The sequence below is a fragment of the Umezawaea sp. NPDC059074 genome (assembly GCF_042738955.1).
Taxonomy (GTDB): domain Bacteria; phylum Actinomycetota; class Actinomycetes; order Mycobacteriales; family Pseudonocardiaceae; genus Umezawaea.
In genome coordinates this window covers 4,216-20,840 of the sequence record NZ_JBHYHC010000062.1, presented here as the reverse complement: position 1 = coordinate 20,840, position 16,625 = coordinate 4,216, and the positions used below count along the sequence as shown (strand labels likewise).

At 66.3% G+C, this 16,625-nt stretch carries 17 protein-coding genes; 4 read left to right on the top strand and 13 right to left on the bottom strand.

Going from position 1 to position 16,625, the window contains the following annotated elements; translation table 11 throughout:
- Positions 1 to 35: 35 nt before the first annotated feature.
- From ACFWW9_RS26155 to ACFWW9_RS26145, 3 genes are all read left to right on the top strand, one after another.
- Complete coding sequence (locus tag ACFWW9_RS26155) at positions 36 to 1,709, top strand: bifunctional 3'-5' exonuclease/DNA polymerase (protein WP_390383207.1); 1,674 nt, start codon at positions 36 to 38, stop codon at positions 1,707 to 1,709.
- Between the two features lie 93 nt (positions 1,710 to 1,802).
- Positions 1,803 to 3,194 carry a carbohydrate-binding protein gene (locus ACFWW9_RS26150; RefSeq protein WP_390383204.1) on the top strand — a complete coding sequence of 464 codons (1,392 nt, stop codon included), beginning with the start codon at positions 1,803 to 1,805 and terminating at the stop codon, positions 3,192 to 3,194.
- Positions 3,195 to 3,254: 60 nt separating this feature from the next.
- Complete coding sequence (locus ACFWW9_RS26145) at positions 3,255 to 3,935, top strand: helix-turn-helix domain-containing protein (RefSeq protein ID WP_390383201.1); 681 nt, start codon at positions 3,255 to 3,257, stop codon at positions 3,933 to 3,935.
- On the opposite strand, the gene ACFWW9_RS26140 is transcribed toward ACFWW9_RS26145, so the two are convergent.
- From ACFWW9_RS26140 to ACFWW9_RS26090, 11 genes are all read right to left on the bottom strand, one after another.
- On the bottom strand, positions 3,921 to 4,799 hold the full coding sequence (locus tag ACFWW9_RS26140; RefSeq protein ID WP_390383198.1) for a hypothetical protein: 879 nt from the start codon (positions 4,797 to 4,799) through the stop codon (positions 3,921 to 3,923). The genes ACFWW9_RS26145 and ACFWW9_RS26140 overlap by 15 nt on opposite strands.
- Positions 4,800 to 4,850: 51 nt before the next feature.
- A complete protein-coding gene (locus tag ACFWW9_RS26135; RefSeq protein WP_390383195.1) occupies positions 4,851 to 6,017 on the bottom strand; it encodes a lactate 2-monooxygenase in 1,167 nt (388 codons plus the stop codon).
- 28 nt (positions 6,018 to 6,045) lie between these two features.
- Positions 6,046 to 7,224, bottom strand: a complete 1,179-nt coding sequence (locus ACFWW9_RS26130; RefSeq protein ID WP_390383192.1) for a tyrosine-type recombinase/integrase — start codon at positions 7,222 to 7,224, stop codon at positions 6,046 to 6,048.
- Positions 7,225 to 7,374: 150 nt separating this feature from the next.
- Positions 7,375 to 7,563: an excisionase gene (locus ACFWW9_RS26125; RefSeq protein ID WP_390383186.1), complete on the bottom strand. Its 189-nt coding sequence runs from the start codon at positions 7,561 to 7,563 to the stop codon at positions 7,375 to 7,377.
- Positions 7,564 to 7,577: 14 nt separating this feature from the next.
- Complete coding sequence (locus ACFWW9_RS26120; RefSeq protein ID WP_390383183.1) at positions 7,578 to 9,191, bottom strand: replication initiator; 1,614 nt, start codon at positions 9,189 to 9,191, stop codon at positions 7,578 to 7,580.
- A 71-nt stretch (positions 9,192 to 9,262) separates the two neighbouring features.
- Positions 9,263 to 10,753, bottom strand: coding sequence for an FtsK/SpoIIIE domain-containing protein (locus ACFWW9_RS26115; protein WP_390383180.1), 1,491 nt, complete (start codon positions 10,751 to 10,753; stop codon positions 9,263 to 9,265).
- A 238-nt stretch (positions 10,754 to 10,991) separates the two neighbouring features.
- Complete coding sequence (locus ACFWW9_RS26110) at positions 10,992 to 11,138, bottom strand: hypothetical protein (RefSeq protein WP_390383178.1); 147 nt, start codon at positions 11,136 to 11,138, stop codon at positions 10,992 to 10,994.
- Between the two features lie 137 nt (positions 11,139 to 11,275).
- The gene (locus ACFWW9_RS26105; RefSeq protein ID WP_390383175.1) at positions 11,276 to 11,671 is read right to left on the bottom strand and encodes a helix-turn-helix domain-containing protein; all 396 of its coding nucleotides are present in this window, start codon (positions 11,669 to 11,671) and stop codon (positions 11,276 to 11,278) included.
- Complete coding sequence (locus ACFWW9_RS26100) at positions 11,668 to 11,994, bottom strand: hypothetical protein (protein ID WP_390383172.1); 327 nt, start codon at positions 11,992 to 11,994, stop codon at positions 11,668 to 11,670. Before ACFWW9_RS26100 ends, ACFWW9_RS26105 begins: the two co-directional genes overlap by 4 nt.
- A 10-nt stretch (positions 11,995 to 12,004) precedes the next feature.
- Positions 12,005 to 12,430, bottom strand: coding sequence for a hypothetical protein (locus ACFWW9_RS26095; protein WP_390383170.1), 426 nt, complete (start codon positions 12,428 to 12,430; stop codon positions 12,005 to 12,007).
- Between the two features lies 1 nt (position 12,431).
- A complete protein-coding gene (locus ACFWW9_RS26090) occupies positions 12,432 to 12,779 on the bottom strand; it encodes a hypothetical protein (protein WP_390383168.1) in 348 nt (115 codons plus the stop codon).
- Between the two features lie 70 nt (positions 12,780 to 12,849).
- Between ACFWW9_RS26090 and ACFWW9_RS26085 the strand changes: the two genes are divergently transcribed.
- The gene (locus ACFWW9_RS26085) at positions 12,850 to 13,602 is read left to right on the top strand and encodes a helix-turn-helix domain-containing protein (protein ID WP_390383165.1); all 753 of its coding nucleotides are present in this window, start codon (positions 12,850 to 12,852) and stop codon (positions 13,600 to 13,602) included.
- Between the two features lie 5 nt (positions 13,603 to 13,607).
- Here the strand turns inward: ACFWW9_RS26085 and ACFWW9_RS26080 are convergent, their stop codons facing one another.
- Together ACFWW9_RS26080 and ACFWW9_RS26075 are read right to left on the bottom strand one after the other, a co-directional pair.
- On the bottom strand, positions 13,608 to 14,258 hold the full coding sequence (locus tag ACFWW9_RS26080) for an HAD hydrolase-like protein (RefSeq protein ID WP_390383162.1): 651 nt from the start codon (positions 14,256 to 14,258) through the stop codon (positions 13,608 to 13,610).
- Positions 14,259 to 14,548: 290 nt separating this feature from the next.
- Positions 14,549 to 15,874, bottom strand: a complete 1,326-nt coding sequence (locus ACFWW9_RS26075; RefSeq protein WP_390383159.1) for a hypothetical protein — start codon at positions 15,872 to 15,874, stop codon at positions 14,549 to 14,551.
- Positions 15,875 to 16,625 lie beyond the last annotated feature (751 nt).

The window sequence follows — 16,625 nt, the reverse complement described above, 5'->3', positions numbered from 1 at the left end:
AGGAACTGTCAGACCTGTGAAGCACAATCACGGGTGTGCTGGTCGCGGTGGTGTCCGACGGGGAGAACGGTGGCAGGGTGCGGACCCTGTCGGACACCGGCGTGCCCTCGGGAGCGGCTCAGACCACCGACGACCTGTGCGCGACCGTGGCGGAGTTGGAGGAGGCGTTCCACCCGCGGTGGGTCTGGGTCCGCACCGCCGAGGTGTACCCGGACCTGCTGAGCCGCGGTGTGCGGGTGGAGCGCTGCCTCGACCTGTGGCTCGTGGAGGGCCTGCTGCTGGGCTACCAGGGCAGGCACCGCGAGCCCCGGAACTTCGCCGCGTCCGTCGCACGGCTGCAAGGCCTGGAGGTCCCCGAGGACACCGGGCCGCGCAAGAAGGACGACCAGCCGACCCTGTTCGAACCGGAGCGGGAACGGCTGCCCGGCGACATGGACCCGCTCGACGCCGTGATCGCCGTGCACGACGCGCAGCAGAAGACCCTGGCAGCGCTGGGCCACGCGGACCGGTTGCGGCTGCTGGTCGCGGCGGAGTCGGCCAGCGCGCTGGCGGCGGCGGAGATGACCCACCACGGGCTGCCGTGGCGGGTCGACGTCCACGAGGAGATCCTGCTCGACCTGCTCGGCCCCCGACCGCATCCGGGGGCCAAGCCGAGCAAGCTGGCCGCGATCAACGACCGGATCACCGAGGCGTTCCACGGCAAGGCCATCAACCCGGACAACCCGGCGAACATCGTCAAGGCGTTCGGGCGGGAGGGCATCGACATCCCGTCGGCCAGGGCGTGGGTGATCAAGGAGCTGGACCACCCCGCCGTCGAGCCGATCATGGAGTACAAGGAGCTGTCCCGGCTCTACGCGGCGCACGGCTGGTCGTGGATCGAGCAGTGGGTGAAGGACGGCCGGTTCCGGCCGGACTACGTGGTCGGCGGCGTGGTGTCCGGCCGGTGGGCGACCAGCGGCGGCGCGGCGCTGCAACTCCCCCGCACGCTGCGGACGGCCGTGCGCGCCGACCCCGGCTGGCTGCTGGTGGCGGCGGACGCCTCGCAGCTGGAGCCGAGGGTGCTGGCGGCGCTGTCCAACGACCGCAAGCTGGCCGAGGTGGCGGGCGACGACGACCTGTACACGAACCTGGCGGGCGACGCGTTCGACGGCGACCGGGGACGGGCGAAGATCGCGATGCTGTCGGCGATGTACGGCGGCACGAGCGGGGAGGCCGGGCCGCTGCTGGCGGTGCTGCGGCGGCGGTTCCCGGACGCCGTGGGGTACGTGGAGGCGGCCGCGCAGGCGGGTGAGCAGGGCCGGATGGTCCGGTCCCGGCTGGGCCGGACGAGCCCGACGCCGTCCGCGGCGTGGCACGACCTGACCGGGAACACCGACGGCGACGAGGACGCGCAGCGGCGGTCGAGGCGGGCCGCGCGGGAGTGGGGCCGGTTCACCCGCAACTTCGTCGTGCAGGCCAGCGCGGCGGACTGGACGGCGGCGCTGCTGGGAGCGTTGCGGCGCAGGCTGCACCAGCGCGCTCCGGGCGCCCACCTGGTGTTCTTCGTGCACGACGAGGTGCTGGTGCACTGCCCGGCCGAGGTCGCGGAGGTGGTGCGGGAGGAGATCACGGCGGCGGGCGCGGAGGCGTCCCGGCTGGTGTTCGGCGACACCCCGGTCCGCTTCCCGATGAAGGCCGTGGCGATCTCCTCGTACGCGGACGCCAAGTAGCCGTTGGGCTGATCGGCTGCTTGCACGCGTCACGTGAGAGCGCTCTCATGAGTACGAGGCACCACACCCGAGTGACAAGGAGGTCACCCGCGCATGGAGCTCACCAGACGCCGACTCGTCGCCGCCGTCGCGGCACTGCTCGCCGCGATCCCGATCACGCTGGTCGCCACGGCCAACGCGTCCATCCCCACCACGCCACCGGGCTGGACGCTGGCCTGGGGCGACGACTTCACCGGCTCGAACGGCTCGCCACCCTCGTCGGCGAACTGGATCGTCGACCTCGGCCACGCCTACCCCGGCGGTCCCGGCAACTGGGGCACCGGTGAGATCCAGAACTACACCAGCAGCCCGAACAACCTGAAGCTCGACGGCGCGGGCAACCTGCGCATCACGGCCCTGCGCGACGGCGCCGGGGCGTGGACATCGGCCAGGATCGAGACGCAGCGCGCGAACTTCCGGCCCCCGGCGGGCGGCAAGATGGCCATGGAGGCGCGCATCCAGATGCCGAACGTCACCGGCCAGGCCGCGCTCGGCTACTGGCCCGCGTTCTGGGCGCTCGGCGCTCCCTACCGCGGCAACTACTGGAACTGGCCGGGCATCGGCGAGTTCGACATCATGGAGAACGTCAACGGGGTCAACGCCGTGTGGGGCGTGCTGCACTGCGGCGTGAACCCCGGCGGCCCCTGCAACGAGACCACCGGGATCGGCGCGAACCGGGCGTGTCCGGGGTCGAGCTGCCAGTCGGCGTTCCACACGTACCGCTTCGAGTGGGACCAGAGCACGAGCCCGCAGGCGTTCCGCTGGTACGTCGACGGCCAGCAGTTCCACAGCGTCACGCAGAACCAGCTGCCCGCGGACACGTGGGCGACCATGACCAACCACGCGGGCTACTTCATGCTGCTGAACCTGGCCATCGGCGGCGCGTTCCCCGACGCCCTCGCGGGCCCGACCCCCACGGCCGCGACGGTTCCCGGCGCGTCCCTGGTCGTCGACTACGTCGCCGTCTACACCGCGGGCGGCGGCACGACCCCGCCGACGACCACCACCACGACGACCCCGCCGAGCGGCGGGGGTTTCGACGCCTACAGCCCGATGCAGGCCGAGAGCGCGACCGCGCGGACCGGCGGCACGGTCGAGACCACGTCGGACACCGGCGGCGGCCAGGACGTCGGGCAGCTCGCCAACGGCGGCTCGCTGCGGTTCTCCGGGGTCCGCTTCGGCAGCACCACGGCGACGCAGTTCACCGCGCGCGTGGCGTCCGGCGCGGGCGGCGGGATCAGCGGGCTGGTGGAGGCGAGGATCGACAGCCCGACCGGCGCGGTGGTGGGCAGCTTCGCCGTCGGCAACACCGGCGGCTGGCAGAGCTGGCGCACGGTGCCCGCGAACATGTCGGGCGTGACCGGCACGCACGACGTCTACGTCACCTTCACCAGCGGCCAGCCCTCGCCGTACGTGAGCGTGAACTGGGTGCGCTTCGGCACCTGACGAGCCCGGTGGCGGGCCGCTGACCTGCGGCCCGCCACCGGACGGCGCTACCGTGGCCGCATGAGCTACGCGGAGCGGCCCGCGCTCGACGGGCGTGGCGTGGTCTGGACGAAGACGACGTCCGGCGGCGGGATCAGCCGGGTCGTCCCCGACGGCTGCACGGACATCATCTTCTCCCGCGACGACCACCGGCTGTTCGTCGCGGGCCCGGACACGTACGCGAAGGTCGGCGAGGACCAGCCGGGAAGCCTGTTCGCCGTGCGGTTCTTCGCGGGCGTCGGCCCGTCCGCGCTCGGCGTGCCCGCGCACGTGCTGCGCGACCTGCGGGTGCCGTTGGACGAGCTGTGGCCGGACGCCGGGGACCTGCTGGACGCGGTGGCCGCCGCGCCCGACCCGTGCGCCGTGCTGGCGGACGCGGCCCGGCGCAGGCTCCGCGAGACCCCGCCGGACCCGGCGCTGGACGCCGTCGTGGCGGCGGTGCGGGACCACCCCGTCCCCGAGGTGGCGGACCGGCTCGGCATCGGTGCCCGGCAGCTGCACCGGAGGTCGCTGGCGGCGTTCGGCTACGGCCCGAAGGTGCTGGCGCGGGTGCTGCGGTTCGACCGGGCGATGGGGCTGGCGTGGGAGGGCGTGCCGTTCGCGGACATCGCCCACCGGACCGGGTACGCCGACCAGGCCCACCTCTCGCGCGAGGTGAAGGACCTGGCGGGCGTCCCGCTCGGCGTGCTACTCGGCCGGTAGCCGCCCGAAGTTCCGCAGCAGGACCAGCGACTCGATCGTCACGATGGGCCCCCACTCGTACTTCGTGCCGGGCGTCCAGCTGGGCCACCCGAACGTCCAGCCGCCGTCCTCCTGCTGCCCCGCGGCGACCTTGTCCAGCGCGCGGTCGAACTCCGCGTCGCTGAACCACTGCCGGGCCAGGGAAGACGGTTCGGGAACGAAGTCGGTCGGCTGGTGCACCTCGCCCGCCGAGTAGCCCTCGGCCTCCGTGATCGGCTGACCGAGGTCCACGAGGTTCTGCTCGCGGACCAGGCCGCCGACGCGGGCCATCTGCGCCTCGGCGCGCTCGCGGTCCGGGACGTGGTCGAGGAACCGCGCGGCGGCGTTCGCCTCGTACGGGTGGGTCTTCGTGAGCCCCTCGACGCGGTCCCAGCAGAACTCCGTGGCGCGGGTCAGCCACGGGTGGTCGACCTTGTTCTTGTGCAGCAGCCCGGAGATGAGCGCGGTCGGCAGCAGCGACCCGGCGTCCTCGATCGCCCACCACGGCGAGTGCGGGTGGTCGGCCGAGGCCCGGACGCCGGTCGGCACGCCACCGTCGGGGAACGTCACGGTCGTCAGGAAGTCGCACGCGTCGAGCGCGTGCTGGGAGCCGCCGAGGCCGAGTTCGTCGAGCCTGCTCAACGCGCTGAACACGTGCAGCGGCTGGCTGTTCGGCCCGCGGCCGTCCGGTTCGAGCGCGTGGCCGAAGCCGCCGTCGGCGTTGCGGTAGGCGAGCAGCGCGTGCAGCACCGGCTCGACCGGACCGCCGTCGAACAGGAACTCGAACCGGCGCTGTTCCAGGACGCGGGCGTGGTGCCAAACGAAAGAACGGGCTTCTTCGATCATGCCAACCACCCTAGGTTCGGCCCCGCGCCGCGGTCTTGAACGAATCGGACGTCAGCGCCGGGCCCGCAGCGCGTCGCGGTTCAGCTCCGCCGGGCTGCGGTGCCCGGACAGGCCGAGGGTGAGGTCGAAGTCCGCGAGCAGGCTGCGCAGCACGTGCCGCACGCCGACCTGGCCGCCGTGCGCGAGCCCGTAGGCGAACGGCCTGCCGACCAGCACCGCCTTGGCCCCGAGCGCGACGGCCTTCACGACGTCCGCGCCGGTGCGGACGCCGGAGTCGAACAGCACGTCGACCTGCTCGCCCACCGCGTCGGCGATCTCCGGCAGCACCTCCAGCGACGCGACCGCGCCGTCGACCTGCCTGCCGCCGTGGTTCGACACGACGATGCCCTGCACGCCCGCGTCGACGGCCTTGCGCGCGTCGTCGACGTGCTGGATGCCCTTGAGCAGGATCGGGCCGTCCCAGTGCTCGCGCAGGAACGCCAGCTGGTCCCACGACTTGTCGGTGCCGGTGAACAGGTGCACCCAGCGCAGGATCGCCATCGGCAGGTCGTCCTCGGGCGACTTCTCCAGTCCCGCGCGGAACGCCGGGTCGGAGAACGGGATCGCCGTGCCGACCGCGCGCAGGAACGGCAGGTACGCGCTGTCCAGGTCGTGCGGCCGCCACGCCAGCGTCCACGTGTCCAGCGTGACGACGAGCGCGGTGAACCCGGCCTTCTTCGCCCGGTCCAGGATGCTCAGGCACACCTCGGGGTCGTTCGGCCAGTAGAGCTGGAACCAGCGCGGCGCGTCCCCGTTCGCCTCGGCGACGTCCTCCAGCGTGTGCGAGGACGCGGTCGACAGGATCATCGGCACACCCAGTTCCGCGGCGGCGCGGGCCGTGGCCAGCTCACCGTCCGGGTGCAGGATCGACTGCACGCCGACGGGCGCGAGCAGCACCGGCGCGGGCATCGTGGTGCCGAGCACGGTCGTGCCGAGGTGGCGGGTGGTCGCGTCGGTGAGCATCCGCGGCACGATCCGCCAGTCGTCGAACGCCTCCCGGTTCGCCCGAGCCGTCGCCCCGGTCCCGGCCGCCCCGGCCACGTACCAGAACGGCCCCGGCCCGAGCCGTTCCCGCGCGGAGGCCTCCAACGCGTCCGGGTCCGTCGTGAACGGCGGCACCGTGCCCGCGAGGCCCTGGAGGTAGATCTCGTTCTGATAAGAACCGAACGTACCAGGCATTATGTCCGTCTCCGTCCACTCAGGCCGTCTACAGGCCGTCCGGGTTGTCGCTCAGGCCGTCCGCTTCGTCGTCTGTCTGCGGATCATGGTCGTTCGCATCCGCCTCCCCCGCAAGCACACGATCGACCACCTTCCGAGCCCTCGCACTGCTGGAGGGCAGCAGGTGCGTGTAGACCCGCATCGTGAACGCCGGGTCCGCGTGCCCGAGCCACTCCGCGAGTGCCTTGATCGACTCTCCGGCGTCGAGAAGCATGGAGGCGTAGAAGTGCCGCAGCGCGTGCATACCGTCCTGCCTCAGCGTCCGAGCGACCTTGGCGCGCCCGAGCGCAGGAGTCCAGACGTACTGGTTGAAGCCATCGCGTCGGATCGGCTTGCCGTACTGGTTGACGAGGATCAGCGACACCGTCTCCGGTTCACCGTCAACTTCCTTCCACGGCAACGTGATCTGCGTGGGCGGGAACTGCGCCATGTAGGCGTCGAGGTCGCGGAGCACACTGCCCGGTAGCGGGACATCTCGTTCCTTCCCGCCCTTGGGTGGGGCGAAGACCTGGACGTTGTCCACGACTCGAACCTGCCGCACGATGTGAAGCACCTTTTCTTCACGGTCGATGTCCTCCGGAGACAGGCCGAACACCTCCCCTTGACGTAGCCCGCACCCAGCACCGAGAGGCACCACGATCTTGTATTTCTCTGACAGCTCAGCCCGAACAGCCGCGACCTTGCCCACCGTCCACGGCACGATCTTCCGCTTGTCCGGCTGAGGCCGAGTTACACTTTTGGCCTTGCACGGGTTCTCGGCGATCTTCTTATCATCGATAGCAGCGCTGAAAACTGCTGAAACATGGACGAACGCCACCGCCCGCGTACCACCCGCAAGTTTCTTCTGCTGTAGCGCCCGCAGCCAAGCTCGAATATTCGTGGGCAGAATCAAGCCGATCTCTCGATCACCCAAGTACGGGTACACCAGTTTGTTCAACCGGCGCTCAACCGCGTTCCGCGTGCTTCCATCAAACGCCTGATCGATCAGCCACGCGTCTGCGTAGGCACGAAACGTGATCTTCCCACCCTCAGGATCGAGGTAGGTACCCGTCCGCTTCTCACTCTCGACCTTGAGCAAGAAGTCATCCGCAGCACCCAACTGCCTATCGGGAAAGCTCTTGGCCCGCTCCTCTCCCGCAGGGTCGACATAGCGAACCTTGTAGCGCATTCCTGTTCCGTAAATCTCCGTCCTCTCACGGACTGGCTTCCCTTTTGCGTTCAGAACCGGCTTCCCGGAATCGTCGAGCTTCGGCCGCCACCAGCGATCTTGAACGTGACCCATGACAGTCTTCTCCTCTGAGTAGAATTCAAAAATTGACTAAGCGGCCTGGTCGTCCGGTTCTTCAGCCCAGGCTCGAACCTTCGCTGGCACGTAGCGGAGGTACTTTCCGACCTTCCTCACAGGAGGGCCGAGCCTCTGCCACTTCCACTGATAGAGCGTCTTTACAGGCACACCCAGGAAGATCGAAACCTCAACGACGCCCCAGAGGGGTTCAACATCTGCCATGCCATTCCCCCTGTTCAGGCCGCTACCGCCGGAGTTGCTGAAACATCGGGCGCAGGTCGAGGCAGCCCCGCCAAGGCCTCTTGCGCCCGCGTGTACTCGGCCTTCCATGTGAGCCGCTGCGAGATCATCTGCATCAGCAGCTCGACCCGGCTCGGGACGTGCGGATCACCGGGCTGAACGGGTCCCCACCGCAGCCGGGTGCGGTCGGGCTCAGGCTTGGACATCCCGGCCGCTTCAAGCGCTTCCCGGACGAACGCGGCCCGATCCTGCTTGTGCTCAGCCAAGGTCTTGCCCGACCACCGCCGCGACACCAGCACCCGCCGGCCGGGAAGGCCGAGGGTGTCTCGCCGATGGGCCTTTCCCTTGCAGTGCCCCGGAGTCATGCGCGAGGTGACCTTGCGCGGCTGGACCCCGTAGAGCAGCCACACGGCGCACCGCTCCGAGCACGGGGTCACGGCAAGCTCGGCCGCCAAGCGGTCGGCGTGGTCGGCCTGCCGAGGAGTCGCGTCCGTGTCGACGACTTCGGCGATGGACTTGGTCAGGTACTTCGTGAGGTAGCCGATGTGCCGTCCGGCTTCCTCGGTCCCGCCCAAGATCCCCTTGGAGTGCACCTGGCGGCCGAACTCGACCACGTGCGTCGGGTCGTCCAGGGCGGCCACCGCGTCCTCCCACGTCGTCAGAGGCACGTTGGTGTCGGGGTCGACGAACTGGGAGATCCGCGAATCCCAGACCGGCCGCTTCTCGCCCGAGTACTTGATCTCGTCGTGGGCGGGCCACCACACCTGGAGGTAGGTCGCGGCAGTGACCGCCTGGACGACCTTGTGCGGGATCGAGCCGCGAACGGCGAAGTGTGCGTGAGGCGTGATCCGCTTCTGAGGCTCGACCGTGCCGAAGTACTGCGCGTCGAAGCCCACGACCCGCCGGAGGTTCTGCCACCACCGATCCACCAGCGAGGCGAAGTGCACCGCGTCCCGTGCGGCCCGCCGGTAGTCATAGGTGCTCGGATCGACCGGGGTCGAGTCGGCGCGCACCTTGCCGTAGGTGTCCAAGGTCAAGGTGATGAAGGTCGAGGGCCGGTACTTGCCCGCAAACTCCCGGCCAACCGTGCGCTTGTCGACCTTGCGCCGAGGCAGGTTCGGCGAGTCCTGCCGACGCTTGGTCGACCGATTCGCCGTGGACTTGGCAGGACGCTCGACCGCCGGGAGGTTGCCCCGCACACCCTCAGTCCGCAGGTCCGCGTCAGCGTCCCGAATGCCGTCGCGCAGATCCTCCAGGAGCACCGGGTCACCCTCGGCCTGGGCCTGGCGGTACTCGGTCGTCAGGTCCGCCCGCACGGTCGCCACCGCGATCTGCGCATCGTTGGGCTTCTCGCGTTCGGCGACCGGTTCGGCGTCGAGGTGCCAGCCCTCGCGGCACTGCGCCATCCGCGACTTCCGGTTCCGATCGGCACACGCGGGGCACTTGGTCGCCTGCGTGGAGTTGCACCGCACAGCCACGATCCGCACCGCGTAGGTGTCCAGGTCGACCACTTCCCGCATCACCGGCCGGGTGCATACCCCGTGGGCTTCAGCGGCGGCTTTGACCACGTCCAGCGACAGCGGCAGCCGTGCCCGCTCAGCCGACGTCATCCCTGCAACATCGAGCGGTACGGCCGGAATCACAGTTATACCAACGGCTTCTGTGTCCACAGTGGAGTCATTCACGCTGCCACACCTCCGCTCGTGTTGCCACCATCGGGACGGGACGGGAACGCGTGCACGGTCGCGTCCGGGGTCGAGAAGAACAGCGACAGCTCGACCAGATCGGAGTCGGTGACGTGGAACGCCCGAACTCGCTCCGGAGCACCGCGACCATCGGTCTTCACCCACGCCACGCCAGGGGTGTTCTCGCTGATCTCGTGAGCCGCAGCACCCTTCTGTCGAACGCCCTCGCCCAGGACCATGTCCACCTGCTGGGCCTCATCCAGCCGCAGCGCCACGCGGGTGCCGAACAGGTGCCGGAACGCCACGACTTCCTTGCGCGGGTCTTGGACGAGGCCGAGGACGGCGTAGCCGGGTGCACGCCCCTGCGAGGTGATCGTTTGCAGCGCCCGCACGGCCCGCTCTCGCAGGTTCTTGTCCGGCTGGTAGGCGACCAGGTCGGCCAGTTCGTCGATCACGATCAGCGTGAACGGCTCACCGGTGCCCCGAGCCCACAACCGCCGCACACCCCGATACCGCGCCGCCCGTTCCTTGACCTCACCGGCCAGGACTTCCAGCAGCTCGACCGCCTCTAGGCCGTTGTCGAAGACGAGGCGTTCGAACGCGTCCGGGCACTGGCCCAGTTCCATCCCACCCTTGGGATCGATGCCCACCAAGCGCACGACACCGGCCTTGACCGCAGGCGCCAACGCCCACACGATCGACCACAGCAACGACCCCTTACCGGCACCCTGCACACCGACCCCGAGCAGTTGGTTGCCGAGCAGCCGCAGCGACCACCGCTTTCCGGTCTCCGTGACGCCGACCTGGACTTTCTTGAGGTCAACCGCGGACTGACCCCCTGTGACCAGCGCCGGAACGCCGATCGGTCGTGCCAGCGGGTCGGAGTGCACGAAGTCCAGTTCCACCACGCGGGGCTTGAGCACCCGGACCCGGCACGACTGGGCACCGAAGGCGTGGGCCAGGCCGTCACGGCGCAGCTCCCACGCGTCCGGCGACTGCGCCGGGATCATCCGCACCCGAACCCGGTCCCGCCATCCCTCCGACCGGACACGACGCAGACGCGGCCGATGTTCCCTGCCACGACTGGACTTCGTCAGATCCGCCAGCCGCACAGTGGTCCGCCACCGAGGCACATACACCGTCGCCCGACGCCACTCGGTCAACAGCCGGAACCAGCAGCACCGCAGGAACGACGGCAGATCGATCCCCGCCCACAACACCAGAGCAGCAACCAGCGCCAGCAGCGCCAAGACCAACGGCGACAGCCCGAACCGGCCGTAGAACCACAGCGCCGACAACGGCACCAACGTGACCACCGGGTAGCGAACGACAACGAGCACCAGGCGCACGACGACCCACGCCGCAAGGAACGCCACCATGAACGGCAACGCGATCCACTTGACCCGACCAGGCAGCAACGTCCACCACGGCACACGCGGCCGGTAGCCCTCGAACGGAGCCGGATCAACCCACTTATTGCGGCCCATCACGCCTCACCGCCGACCATCACAACGGCGAAGCACTCAAACGTGGGAACGCGCACACTTGACGCGCCACCCCTACCGACAGATATCCTCATAGTGACCGAATCTCCTTGTGTGCCAACACATTCAGGGGTCGTTCGAGTCGATGAAGTCGCCGGGGAACAGCCGAGCCCGCCAAGACTTGGGCTGTTCCACGGCGACCACATCAACGGTCTATTCGGTTATCACTTCCACGATCAGGTCAGGCGCACTGCTCTCCGCGCTGCTCCTCGTAGGCCTTGCAGTACGGGCACAGCGGGCGCGGTACGTCGATCCGCATCCAGCCGCCGTCCGAGCACCACGAGCAGCGCAGCCACGTCACGCGAACCCGCCCGCTGTCCGGGTCCACCGCCGAACGTCCATTCCTCCATTTCCAGCGAGCCACGCAGGCACGTAACCTCACTGGCACCACCTCCACTCACGTGGGTCGTGGGAGGTCCGGAGCGGGCGAGGCCCTCACGAAGTCACTCCCGCCCCGGACCGGCTTCACATCACTACTGCGGCTTCCGTGATCAGGCCGACCGGCCCGTCGGGCAGGTGGTCGTCGGCAACCCCCGCGAACAGCGCCAAGCCATCGAACCGCCGCAGGTACGGGCACGCCGCCACCCGCACCTCGGGAGCACAAGACCGCCGGTACGCCACGCCGACCTCCGCCAACACGTCGAACATGTCCACGTCCAGCGCGTCGCAGAACCGACCCAAGGTCTCCAAAGACGGCCCTCGGAAGCCCTTCTCCATCTTGGACACCGTCGCAGTGGAGACACCGGCCTTCCGCTGCATGTCCGTACCCCGCAACTTCCTGTCCTTACGCAGGGCGCGCATGTGACGACCCAGAATCCCCAGGTAGGCCGCGCGCTTCTCATCGACGCTCAACCGGCTCACTGCCCCACCTCCGGCCCGAACCCGCCGGCACCCGACGCGCTGAACCAGCGAGCCAACGGCCCCTCCGGTGCACCGTCACCAGCCGTGGCCCGCTCACGCGAGGGCACCGTGGGATCCACCGACGCCGCGAGCAATGCCGCTTCGGTGGACAGCCGGGCCATGAACGTCGCGAAGTCCCGAGGACCGTCCGGACCCTCAGCAGCGGTGATCACCAGAACGCCGGGGTCGATCTGGAGTCGCAGCGCGAGCACCCCGGTCTGAGGATCACGAGCGATCTCCGGCACCGCCCGCGCCCCCAAGGCCAACTTCATCTTGAGGAACATCCGATGCCCCTCAGGCCGCGTTCTGCTGACCGGGGGCAGCAGCCTTGCTCTCTGCCTTGACGCCACGGTTGGGAGCCAATGCCGACACCATGTCGTCAGCCCAGACCGTGTAGTTGACCCAGCCGTCGCGCACGTACGGCGTCACCTTCAACCCACGGAACACCGCCGGACGAAACGGCGTACCAGCCAACGTCTCCGGCGGAACCGGCTGGACAGCCGCAGCCATCTTCACGACCTGCCCCGTGTTCTTCCCCTTCGCCGATGGGTCGGTCCCCTGAACCGCCCACACCGGCAGACCGGTGATCTTGCAAACGGCGGGCTTGCTCTTACCGCCCTCAGCCCAGTCCACCGCCCGATCCACGCTCATCACGTAGAACCCCTCAGGGAACAGCTCATCGAACGTGATCGGGAACCTGTGTCCACCTGGGATAGCCATGTCAGTTGTCCTTTTCGTTGTGGGGCGCACGTTGTTGCGCTGCTTGGTCGTCGTCCTGGAGCTGCTGACAGCGGTCCGCGAACGTCGTTGCCGCTTCGGCCAGGCGGCGGGCGTACGTGGTAGCGATCTGGAGACCTCCCGCACGGGGAGGCACAACGACCCGCACGCTGCTGTTTCCTGCCGAGATCAACAGGCACGGACGACCCGGCTCTGCCTCGACCACATCCGGCTTGTCGTGGGGCTCCGGATGCACCAGCCCGTACAGAGGCACCTGAATCACTTCCTCGACTGCGGTTCGAAGACGGTTCTTCGTCCTTACAGATTCGTCCGTTTGGGCGGACGGCAGCACCGCACGACCAGGACATGACGGGACGTTGTGCTAGCGTCGAAACGTCCCCGAAACGTCCTAGGAGTCCCACTTGATCAACGAACGCCTCCGCAGCACCCTCCAAGAGCGCGGCTACGCGGCGCGCGACTTCGCCGAGGACATCGGGGTGGACGCGAAGACCGTCGAGCGGTGGATGAGTTCCAACAGGACGCCCCACAGGGAGACCGCGTACCGCGCGGCCCGGCTACTGGACGTCTCTCCGGGCTGGCTGTGGCCAAGCCTCCAGAAGCCCCGCCAGAGCGCGAGCCGGGCCGAGGTCGTCGCGTTCTACCCCCACCGGTCGGACGTACCCAAGAACACGTGGCTTGAGCTGCTCAAGAACGCGACGGGGAAGATCTACCTACTGGCCTTTGCGAGCCTGTTTCTTCCCGAAGAAAACCCGGAAGCAATCACGATTCTTCGGAAAAAAGCGGCTGATGGCGCGGATATTCGAATCTGTCTAGGCGACCCGAACAGCCCCGAGGTCGAGCAGCGCGGCGTGGAAGAACAGCTATTCGACGCTATTCCGGCAAGGGTTCGAATGGCCCTCGCCTACTACAGTCCACTGCTTGCAGTCCCGGAGGTGAAATTTCACCTGCACAGGACCACGCTGTACAACTCGATCTTTCAGTTTGACGATCAAATGCTGATAAACCAGCACGTCTACGGAACGTACGGTTATGTCGCACCAATTCTGCACCTTCGCCGAGTGGAAGGCGCAGACCTCTTTCACACCTACGAAAGGAGCTTCGAACGAGTGTGGGAGACTTCCTACCCGTTCGACGGAAACGTCAAGCCCAAGTAGGTGACTTATCCCAGCCCAGCAAGGTCGCGAACAGCCGCAATCACCGACGCTGCGTCCTCCATTGACTCAAACACCCGGTCTGCACCAGCTTTGAGCAGGTCATCGGCGGACACCTTCCCCGTGGCCACACCGATCACGCGAGCACCTGAGTCAACCCCTGCCTCAATATCGCGCAGCGTGTCGCCGACCAGGACAATCGACGAGAGCGGAAGGAGCGTGCCGAACTTCTCCTCCACACGTGACCTGGCGACACCGACAAGCTCAGACCTCACCGCGGAATCAGATCCGAATCCTCCGATCTCCCAGTCAATGGGACCATCCAAGGAGAAGGCAGCAAGTTTCAGCTTGGCGTTGGCAATGATGTTGCCGGTGAGTGCTGACTGCACAAGCCCATCAATCTTGCCCGCAAGTTCCAAAACCTCATGCGACCCAGGCAGAGCGCAGCCACGTTCTTGCATTTTCGGAATATTACTGACAAGTGCAGCTTCCAACTCGGCGGGAATTCTGTCCCGAACGTCAGGGGTTACAGAAAACCCGTTGCGCTCCAACATGTCCGACATGATTTGAGGATCAGTGCGCCCGTCAGTCTCGGCCGGAAACTCCGGCTCCCTTCCAGCGATACTGGAGAAGGCTTTGGCGTAGGTCGCCTTGCTCATGCCGCCATTCTCAATCAGAGTATGGTCAACGTCCCACAACACAAGCGCCCGGACTACCACTACACTGCACCACCGCTCTACCGACGTGGATGTACCCGTGGTCAATATACCCTGTAGCGGCGCATACCAACCATCGAGAACTATCCCAGAAAGTACACAAGGTAAATTTCAGAAGCGCCGAAAGTTGCCATACAATTAGGGATATCTACGGATAAATATCCCAAAATTGCACGCGCGACCCCAAACGGTCACCATCACGCGAAGCATGACGATTTCCCAAGGGAAATTGACTAGCTACGAATAATTCCGGCCTGATCGAATTTCATCACAACAGAGCTTGCGCCAGTTACAGGTGAAACGAGCGCCTGTACTGCCATCTTCAATATCGGCGGCAATGCAACCATCCAAGAAACCTGACCAGGAAGCAGGGCAGCAACCCCCAAAAAGCCAATATCGATCGTTTCCATCTTTGCTCGACTTAGGCGCGCAGAAAGCGAACGATCGGATCTCACCTTTCTATTTAGGTCATTAATCAGCAATCCAATCACTTCTGCGAAATGTTCTTCGACATCATCCAGAGAGAATTCAGATGAGATCGCTTTACTGGCAACGATCCTGGATAGTTCGGCACGCCAATCAGCAAAACTCTCATCCTGACTTCTGATTTCGCAAATCTCATTCAAGCTTTCATTGTCAAAGTTTGGGACTGTAAAACCATCAAGCGCGCGAACCATAAGAACATCACGCAAGTTGCGATCAAACGCCACTGCCTGCTTTACTTTATGCAGCAATAGTGCAAGATCCGAATCCGCGGTAGGCGTAAACTTCGCTTGAGTGGCGGAGGAAATAAAAAGTGTTCGATTGAAGTAAAGAGATGGGGTTTCGACCAGCGCCCTTGCAGCATCAGCCGGATGCCAACCAGATACCGGCGAAACTTCCAATCCACGAATGACGTCAGACATTGCTGGCCTGCTACGCCAATTGCGGCTCAGCAAATCATGCAACTCCAAATCCAGGACATCTCGTCGAATTTGGGCCCATACCTTCTCTTCACCGTCTTTCCAATATCGAAGATGCGGAATTGCCATAATCCATCCGCTTCGAATCGGACGCTCAAACTTTTGCAGTTCCGCTACGGCACGGCTAAGCTTAATGACATTTTCTTCGTGACTCGAACGATTAAAACCACCTCGATTAACTTCCGCGCCCGCCTCAAGGGACATGCGATTGCGCGAGTTATAGGCGCGATACTCACCAGGAACCCTAAAAGATCCGCGTCCAGGATATACCCATTCGTCAATTGGGCAGTGAATCAACAACTCATCCGCATACAGCAAAGAACTCGACAAAAAGGGAAGTCCCACATTGCGAGGCTGGAGTATTGACGCACCTCCAGCATATGAACGATAGCGAGAATCACTAATCGGCGGAATTGACCAATTCCTATAAAAGTAGTCAACCTGAAAAGCCAACTCCCGCAGCCGATCAGGGGCCAGTTTCTCCACGTCCGAGGCGCTCCAGCTGGCGCCGAAAAAGGCATCTAGAACGTCGAACACGGAGTTGCTTACATCAGATGACATCTTCACCATTATGCCTCCCATGGCACCTATGTCCACTGCTGAATTCTGCTTTATGGGATCAAGGCGCGCCGCCTGCGGCGGCGCGCTCTGGGCCTGTCACCTACCAGCGTGGGCATGTATCCATCCCGACCTAGCCGACCTCCGCTCCGCTGCGTCGGCTGGCCGGGCGGCACGGCCCCGAGGCGGTGCGGCAGCGCGCCACCACAGGCAGCACGGAGAGCCTCAAGCTAACTTGGCAGATGCTCCAGACCGGACGATCGCGCGCATGGTCGGCTCGGTCGAGCTGGGCACGGCGATCGGCTGCCGCGACGGCTTCGCCCTCTTGCCAACGGGTTCGTGAGTTCAGTCGACGAGGTGCACGGAGCCCAGGACGCGGTAAAGGGCATCACCCCGATACGCCATGATCAGCCACGGTCAGCAGCACCGCGTCAAGGCTGGAAAACGCACCTTGACCCGCCACCACTGGCCGCAGGATCCGCTTCGTATCGGGGTGATGCCCTCAGAGTGGTTGATCTTCGCCAGGCCGTCGCCAGGCCGTGGGACGTCGGGCAGCCACGAGAAACGGCGAGAACTACCGAGATGGTTTTGCCAGGTCAGAAGGCTTTGCGCCGACCTACGGCCAGGTCGGTCGGACGCGGTATCAGAAGATCTCGTTCTGATACCCGGCGAAGGTCATCCCGGAAGTCTGCTACCGAGTCCTCGGCGCGTCCAACCGGGTGGTCCGGCCGCACGGGAGCCCCGGCGGGCGGGCAGCCGGGGGGACCAGGGGCGTCTCCAGAACGAAAAC

Bases quoted from the DNA above. Each gene is read 5' to 3' on its own strand.
- ACFWW9_RS26150 (WP_390383204.1), top strand. From the start codon at position 1,803: ATGGAGCTCACCAGACGCCGACTCGTCGCCGCCGTCGCGGCACTGCTC.
- ACFWW9_RS26145 (WP_390383201.1), top strand. From the start codon at position 3,255: ATGAGCTACGCGGAGCGGCCCGCGCTCGACGGGCGTGGCGTGGTCTGG.
- ACFWW9_RS26140 (WP_390383198.1), bottom strand. From the start codon at position 4,799: ATGATCGAAGAAGCCCGTTCTTTCGTTTGGCACCACGCCCGCGTCCTG.
- ACFWW9_RS26135 (WP_390383195.1), bottom strand. From the start codon at position 6,017: ATGCCTGGTACGTTCGGTTCTTATCAGAACGAGATCTACCTCCAGGGC.
- ACFWW9_RS26130 (WP_390383192.1), bottom strand. From the start codon at position 7,224: ATGCGCTACAAGGTTCGCTATGTCGACCCTGCGGGAGAGGAGCGGGCC.
- ACFWW9_RS26125 (WP_390383186.1), bottom strand. From the start codon at position 7,563: ATGGCAGATGTTGAACCCCTCTGGGGCGTCGTTGAGGTTTCGATCTTC.
- ACFWW9_RS26120 (WP_390383183.1), bottom strand. From the start codon at position 9,191: ATGACGTCGGCTGAGCGGGCACGGCTGCCGCTGTCGCTGGACGTGGTC.
- ACFWW9_RS26115 (WP_390383180.1), bottom strand. From the start codon at position 10,753: ATGGGCCGCAATAAGTGGGTTGATCCGGCTCCGTTCGAGGGCTACCGG.
- ACFWW9_RS26100 (WP_390383172.1), bottom strand. From the start codon at position 11,994: ATGTTCCTCAAGATGAAGTTGGCCTTGGGGGCGCGGGCGGTGCCGGAG.
- ACFWW9_RS26095 (WP_390383170.1), bottom strand. From the start codon at position 12,430: ATGGCTATCCCAGGTGGACACAGGTTCCCGATCACGTTCGATGAGCTG.
- ACFWW9_RS26080 (WP_390383162.1), bottom strand. From the start codon at position 14,258: ATGAGCAAGGCGACCTACGCCAAAGCCTTCTCCAGTATCGCTGGAAGG.